The organism is Campylobacter sp. JMF_06 NA1, from assembly GCF_027737785.1.
Taxonomy (GTDB): domain Bacteria; phylum Campylobacterota; class Campylobacteria; order Campylobacterales; family Campylobacteraceae; genus Campylobacter_B.
On sequence record NZ_JAOVUA010000002.1, the window covers coordinates 295,273 to 302,429 of the forward strand.

At 41.8% G+C, this 7,157-nt stretch carries 8 protein-coding genes; 6 read left to right on the plus strand and 2 right to left on the minus strand.

All coding sequences use genetic code 11. The features are described 5' to 3' along the window. The first annotated feature begins 27 nt into the window (after positions 1-27). Both OFO07_RS04285 and OFO07_RS04290 read left to right on the plus strand, forming a co-directional pair. Complete coding sequence (locus tag OFO07_RS04285; RefSeq protein WP_270871057.1) at positions 28-1,827, plus strand: hypothetical protein; 1,800 nt, start codon at positions 28-30, stop codon at positions 1,825-1,827. Between the two features lie 66 nt (positions 1,828-1,893). Continuing rightward, positions 1,894-2,379 carry a DUF2628 domain-containing protein gene (locus OFO07_RS04290; RefSeq protein ID WP_270871058.1) on the plus strand — a complete coding sequence of 162 codons (486 nt, stop codon included), beginning with the start codon at positions 1,894-1,896 and terminating at the stop codon, positions 2,377-2,379. Between the two features lie 19 nt (positions 2,380-2,398). Here OFO07_RS04290 and OFO07_RS04295 read toward each other — a convergent pair whose 3' ends face one another. Next, the gene (locus tag OFO07_RS04295; protein ID WP_270871059.1) at positions 2,399-2,854 is read right to left on the minus strand and encodes a molybdopterin synthase catalytic subunit; all 456 of its coding nucleotides are present in this window, start codon (positions 2,852-2,854) and stop codon (positions 2,399-2,401) included. Between the two features lies 1 nt (position 2,855). After that, positions 2,856-3,077, minus strand: coding sequence for a MoaD/ThiS family protein (locus OFO07_RS04300; RefSeq protein WP_270858133.1), 222 nt, complete (start codon positions 3,075-3,077; stop codon positions 2,856-2,858). Positions 3,078-3,163: 86 nt separating this feature from the next. On the opposite strand from OFO07_RS04300, the gene nspC reads away from it, so the two are divergent. The 4 genes from nspC (at position 3,164) to selD (ending at position 7,027) form a co-directional block, all read left to right on the plus strand. Then, on the plus strand, positions 3,164-4,321 hold the full coding sequence (gene nspC, locus OFO07_RS04305) for a carboxynorspermidine decarboxylase (RefSeq protein ID WP_270871060.1): 1,158 nt from the start codon (positions 3,164-3,166) through the stop codon (positions 4,319-4,321). 68 nt (positions 4,322-4,389) lie between these two features. Then, positions 4,390-5,343 carry a formate dehydrogenase subunit gamma gene (locus tag OFO07_RS04310; protein ID WP_270862622.1) on the plus strand — a complete coding sequence of 318 codons (954 nt, stop codon included), beginning with the start codon at positions 4,390-4,392 and terminating at the stop codon, positions 5,341-5,343. Between the two features lie 65 nt (positions 5,344-5,408). Then, complete coding sequence (gene yedF / locus OFO07_RS04315) at positions 5,409-6,005, plus strand: sulfurtransferase-like selenium metabolism protein YedF (RefSeq protein WP_270871061.1); 597 nt, start codon at positions 5,409-5,411, stop codon at positions 6,003-6,005. Continuing rightward, entirely contained in the window at positions 6,002-7,027 is a 1,026-nt protein-coding gene (selD, locus tag OFO07_RS04320) for a selenide, water dikinase SelD (protein ID WP_270871062.1), read from the plus strand. Before yedF ends, selD begins: the two co-directional genes overlap by 4 nt. Positions 7,028-7,157: the final 130 nt, after the last annotated feature.

Below are 7,157 nucleotides of genomic sequence, written 5' to 3' on the forward strand. Positions count from 1 at the left end.
TTTTATTTATCTTAAAAGGAAAAGTCCATGCAAGATTTCACAAAAGAGCAAATTACCGCGCTTGCTAGCGATTGGAAAAATCATAGCAAAAACCAGTATTGGGTCAAAAAACACCTAGCCATTTCAAAACATTTGCAAACTTTAAAGCACAATTTAAATAGTTTCGATGATTTTGAGAGCGATTTTTTGTCGAATTTATACATAAATTTCAGCGACGGAAATTTAAGAAGCGACAAAATTTTAAGCTTCGGCGAGAAATTCCCGCATGCTGAGTATTTTTTTATGGAGCAATTTTTTGACGCGAATATCGGCGCGTTTTATTACGATTTTGTTTTCAAAGACCGTATCGCAGCCAAAAAAGATCTTTTCCCAAAAACAGCCGCCACTAGCGTAGAGAGCGTGCTTAGCGGTGAGGATAAAGATGTAGTGTCGCTTTATGTTTTTATTGAAAACATAATCAAAAATTTCAATATGGCAACCCAAGAACGCCTTCAACGAAACGAATTTAAGCAAAAAATCATAAATTTTTACGACACGATGTATAGGCTATTTATCAGCATTGACGCGAATTTAGCCAGCGAATTTTTTGATATTTGCTTGCATAATCAGCCTTTTGTCGTAATTGAGTTTTTAAAAGCCACGATGAAGGCGGACAATTTTTTCTTATTAGAGCATTATTTGGGCGACGAGGGTTCGCTGAATTTAGGCGTGGGCGCGGGTGCAGGCTTGGAGCAGGCAAGCCCAGAAAAACTCTACTTGCTAGCTAGTATTTTCACGCAGGCTAACGATGAGCTTCCGACATTTTTATATAAAAATGAAAGCGTGAATTTACTAAATTCGCTCTATGCCATGCAAATCGAGAATTTCTCCGATTTTTACGAGGCTAGCGCGAAATTTATGAGCGAGTTCGAACCATACCCTGCCCAAGCTCCATATAACGCCAAACCGGTCTATGCTTCGCTATTTTTCGAGTATTTGCAAAATTACAAAAGCGAAGAAGTCGCCAAAAATACGATATTTTTCGGTGCAATCGGCTCAGGAAAAACTAGAAGAATTCGCGCATTAATCAAGGATAAAAAATTAAGCCCTAGCCATTTTTGCTACCTTAGCTTCCATGAGAGCTTCTCATATAGCGATTTTATCGATGGTTTCGTGGCTGGTAAGCTAGTAAATGGCGAATTTAAGGCGCTTTGCAAAAAGGCGCTAAAAGATCCAAAAGGCGAGTATTATTTGATAATTGATTCCATTGATAGCGGAAATTTTGATGAAATTTTTGGCGAGAGCATTGCGCTTTTGGAGCGCAGATATGACGAAAACGACCCGCTCTCTATCATCCGCACCAAAAACTCGCACTTCATCGACACCCTCGATGAGGCGGAAATGGAAAAATTCAGCGTGATTGTCAAAGACAATAAATCCTATTTCGCCGTGCCAAAAAACCTCTTTATCATCTGCGCAGCAAATGTCAATGACACCCAAATTTCCCCGTCTAGCGCGAAAGCATTTCGCTGGATCAAATGCGAGTGCGATTATGGCGTGCTCGAAGACTTTTTAAACGACAATCATGTTGCTAACGCCAAAGCCACAGTGGCTGTGTGCCACGCGCTAAACGATTTCATGGGCAAGGAAGCGCGCTTTGGCAACGAAATCGGACATGGTATTTTTATGGGGCTAGCAAGGTATGCGAGCAACGAGCAGATTACCCAAGAGGGCTTAAACGCCTTTTTTACCGAGGTTTTGGAGCCGATTTTTAAATGCGGTTACCAAAAAATCGATATTGGTATGGCGAAGCAAATTTCATCTGCAAAAGATGTGTTTAAATTTTAACTTACACTCTCGCCGAATTTATTATAAATTTGGCGAAAATTTTATCAAATTTTTAAAAGGAAATTTATGACAGATTATGCAAAAGAGGTGTTTAACAATCCAAATTTGCTTAGAGAAAAACTCGCACTATATATAAAAACTCCAAACAAGATTGAACTTTATGCCAAAGATTGCGAAAAATTTTTTGCAGCAGGTAAAGGCGAAAAATTAGAATTTGATAATACTTTTAGCCTTTGGGCTTTTTTTGGGACGATTTTCTTTTTGGTTTATAGAAAAATTTATTGGTTAGCAGGACTTATTTTTGCTGTTAATTTTCTACTTACTATTATTTTTCCAAATTTAGATAAAAGCATAGATAGAGCGATTAGTATGGGCATATCGATGCTATGTGCTATGCTTGGTAGGTATTTGGTTTGCAAGAGATTTTTAAAATTTTTAGAAATGCAAGATGATGAAATTTTGGCTAAAAAAGGTGGAGTAAATTATCTTGGTTATGTTTTATTTGTGTTGTTTATGGTGCTTATGGTTTGGTTTGTAATCAATAGTAAGTAAATTTGCAAATTTTGCAAATTTACTCTGCCAAAATACCTGCGCCGCGCAGTTTTTGCGAGCGAGAAGCAGCGTAAATTCGCTCACCCTTTATCAAATCGTATTTCCAAATCGGCGCATTTGCCTTAAAATCCTCGACAAAATCGTTTATCAAAGCAAGTGCGACCTTGCGTTGTGGGCTTAGCACGCCCGCGATATATGAGCTTTCATGCACGCTCACATCGCCTTTTGAGTGCGCGAAAAAAACCTGCGCGCCAGATTGTTGCGCCTTTGTTTGCCACGATTGAAACCACGAGCGCAAAATCGGCTCGTATATATCAAAACTAAGTCCGCTAATACCATCTTCATCGCGCACAATGCCGATAAAAGTAATCAGCGCACCGCAGTTTGCGCCTTTGTAACGCTCATACCATGAATTCGAAATCGCAGGGATATCAAGCGCGCCATCGTGCAAAGAAAAATTGCCAGCAAACTTCATCTCAACCCCCACAAACCGGTGGCAAAAGGCTGATTTTATCGCCGTCTTTAAGCGCGGTATTTAGCTCATAGACCATTTTGTCATTTACTGCTACGGCGCAGCTAGATAGCCACTCTTTTAGCGAGCTATCTTTGCTTAAAATCTCTTTTACTTCGCTAAGTGTTTTGGCGTCAAATTTCATCGGCTCTTTGCCGATTGGACCTAAAAATTCCACTTCTACCATATCTTTCCTTTGATTTAAAATTCGGCGATTTTAGCCAAAATTTTATAAAATTTTATATAATTAAAAAATTTTACAAAAGGATTTTTATGAAAATTGATGAAATTCAAACCCCAGCGTATGTGTGCGAAAAATCGAAATTGCGGGCAAATTTAGCCCTTTTGCAAAGCGTGGGCGAGCGAAGTGGGGCAGTGGTTTTGTGTGCATTAAAAGGCTTTGCATTTTCACTTGGTATGCCACTAGTGAAAAAATATCTATCTGGGGCGACTTGCAGCGGCTTGCACGAGGCGAAATTCGCTAGGCAAATGCTTGGAGCGGGCGCGCAGGTGCATACATACTCGCCAGCTTTTAAAGAGTGCGATATGGCTGAAATTTTATCCCTTAGCGATCATGTGGTTTTCAATAGCGCCTCTCAGTGGCGAAAATACCGCGCGCAGGCGATGAGTGCTGGCGTGCAATGTGGGCTTCGCCTAAATCCGCAAACTTCTTTTGCGCCCAAAGACGCTTACAATCCGTGTGGTAAATTTAGCCGCCTTGGTATGACGCTAGGGGCGTTAGAGCGCGCTATTAGCGAAGAGAGCGTGTTTTTAGAGGGGATTAGTGGATTTCATTTTCATGCACTTTGCGAAGAGGGTGCGGAGAATTTAAAGCGCGTTTTAGAGGCGTTTGAGGCGAAATTTAGCAAATATTTTGGCTCACTTAAATGGCTAAATTTCGGTGGCGGACACCATATCACGCGCGAGGGATACAATGTCGAATTGCTAATTAGCTTAATCAAAAAATTCCGCGAAAAATACGGCGTGGAGGTGTTTTTAGAGCCGGGCGAGGCTGTGGGCTGGGAGTGCGGATATCTAGTCGCTAGCGTGCTTGATATCGTCGAAAACGACGCAAACATCGCGATTTTGGACACTTCGGCTGAGGCACACATGCCAGATACCGTGCTTATGCCATATCGCCCTGCGGTGCGTGGCGAGAGCAAGGAGGGCAAATTTGTCTATCGTTTCGGTGGAAATACCTGCCTAGCTGGTGATATTGTAGGTTTGGAAGCAGGTGAGCCAGAGTATAAATTTGACAAACCTTTGCAAATCGGCGATAGGGTGATTTTCGAAGATCAAATCCACTACACGATAGTTAAAAACACGACCTTTAATGGCATAAAATTGCCAAATTTGGTAATGGTAGATGAGAGCGGAAATGTCGAGGATATGATAGAGTTTGGTTATGAGGAATTTAGGCGAAGAAACTAATAAAATTTTCTAAGCCATAATTTGGCTTAAAACGCTATAATCCCTAAATTTTTGTGTCAAGGAAATATATGAAGAAGTTCTTTTGTGTGCTTTGCGCCTGTTTGGGCGCGTATGCCGAGGACCGACCATATGCACAGGTTGTGCAAACTAGTGGGAATAATGTGTGGGGGAAAGCCCGACTAGAAAACATAAATTTATACGAAGATGGCCTAGCACCGCTTTTTGTGCAACTTCAAAGTTCAGGATTTTTTGCGTGGTTAGCCTTGGGGGCTAGCCTTGCGGTGATACTCTCGTTTTTGGGGCATTATTTGATTGTGGGGGCGAAACACTTCGACCACCACGCTGGCAAGCCTGTGCTTGCATTTACCCTTTTTGAGCGATGTTTTCACTTCGTCGCGGCTAGTTCGTGGGCGATTTTGGTGCCAACTGGTCTAATAATGATGTTTGGCGAGAGTTTTGGCGGGGGAAGCTTCGTGAGGTTTTGTAAAAACGCCCATGGAATCGCCACTATCGCATTTGCAATCGCTGTGATTCCGATGTTTGTTTTGTGGTTTTGGCGTATGCTGCCACGCTTTTATGATATTAAATGGATGATTATCATGGGCGGATACCTTAGCAAAACCAAGCGCGCAATCCCTGCTGGTAAATTTAACGCTGGCCAAAAGGCGTGGTTTTGGATAGCGACTGTGGGCGGTATGGTGATGATAGCCACTGGTGCGTCAATGTATTTTTTGGATTACAGCGCGCCTGCGGTAAATAGCGCACTTGGTGGCGTGAGCCAAATCGAGGTTTTGCGCGCTAGTGTCATCGTACATAACCTGCTTGGCGCAGTTTGCGCTGTGTTTTTGTGCGTGCATATCTATATGACCGTGTTTGCTATCAGCGGAGCGATTCACTCTATGATAGATGGACATAAACCAGAAGAGGAAGTTTATGTGCTTCACCACTACTGGTATCGCGAGCTTTTGGATAAAGGAAGCGTGGCGAAATCGCAGTTTGAGGAAAAATATCCTCGTTTATAAAATTTGAGCGAGGATTTTTTCCTCGCTAGCTTTGCGTGTCAAAGATATTTTTTTAAGGATTTAATTTGCAACTAGATTGTCGAAATTTATCGTGCCCCGAGCCACTTTTGCTTACCAAAAAAGCCCTAAAATCGCTAAAAATCGGCGAAAATTTGGAAATTTTGGTTAATGATATCGCACCCAAAGAAAATATAAAACGATTTTTACAAAAAAACGGATTTGACGCGCAAATCAGCGAAAATAGCGGTGAAGCCACGATTTCGCTTACCAAAACCGATGAGCTAAAAGATGAGAGTTTGGACGATATTTTTTGCGATACGCCAAATTTCGCTAAGCCAAAGGTGGTGTTTTTAAACGAAGAAAGTTGCGGTTCTGGCGCAGTCGGCAAGGCGCTTTTGGCTAAATTTTTGGGCGCGTTATTAAATTTAGAGCAAAAACCAGCCAAAGTCATTTGCGTAAATAACGCCGTATTTATCACCACGAATCGCGCTCACTCAAGCTTTGAAGCATTAAAAAATTTAAGCGAGGCGGGCGTGGAAATACTAAGCTGCGGAAGCTGTTTGGAAAGCTATAAATTAGTCGGCGACCTAGCCCTTGGCGAAATTTCAAACGCTTATGAGATTATGGAAATTTTATCAAAATACGAAGCTATAAAACTATGATTTATCGTGATTTTAACCTTACGAAATTTATCAGCGCATCGGGTTGAGCAGCCAAGCTGGACCCGGCGGGTCTAACGAAAAACCTTGGAAGCATAATCACGCCCGATGCAAATTTACTATCGTCGATCGATAGCAACGAGGACGCGAGCGTCTTTCGCATAAGTGAGAGCTTGGCGCTCGTGCAGACGCTCGATTTCATCACGCCGATTGTCGATGATCCATACATTTTCGGCCAAATCGCCGCGGCAAATTCGCTCAGCGACATCTTCGCAATGGGCGCAAAAGTGATAAATGCTCTAAATATCGTTGGATTTGATGATTGCCATTTTGGTGATGAAATTTTGCAAGAAATTTTAGCTGGGGGTAAGAGCAAAATCAGCGAGTGCGGTGGCGTGCTAGTGGGCGGACACACGATAAAAACGAAAGAAATTTATTATGGATTAAGCGCTACTGGCGTGGTTGATCCGGGGAAATTTTGGTCGAATAATACTGCGCGCGAAGGCGATTTGCTCGTGCTGACAAAATCTATTGGCACTGGCGTAATCTCAACGGCGATAAAGGCGAAATTTTTGAAATTCGCTGAATTTCGCGACGCAATCGAGAGTATGATTAGGCTAAATTCATACGCTCTGGGTGCGCTTAGTGGGCTAGAAATACACGCTGCGACCGATATCACGGGCTTTGGGCTTTTGGGACACGCGCTAGAAATGATAAATGAAAACATTAGCTTTGAAATTTTCGTGCGTGAAATTCCGCTTTTTGCAAGCGTGCAAAAGTGCCTAGATGAGGGGCTAATCCCTGGCGGAAGTTATAGAAATTTGAAATTTATCGCTCCGTTTTGCGATAAAGAAGCGGAAGTGATTTTAGCCGATGCACAAACTAGTGGCGGGCTTTTGCTCGCTATAAGTGAAAAAGATGTCGCTAGGGCGGTGCAAAATTTAAAAAATGCAGGATACGAAAGTGCCGCTATCGTGGGTCGCGTCGTAAAACGGGCAGAAAATAAAATTTTGCTTAAAGATTAAATTTTAAAATTTCAAAAAATTTTTTCTAGTTTTTAATCTCTTTTTAAGCAACCCTTGAATATAATCCACTTTCCGTTTTTGAAATCTAACTTCTGTTATTTTCCAATGCGTGTTATTTTATTTATTATTG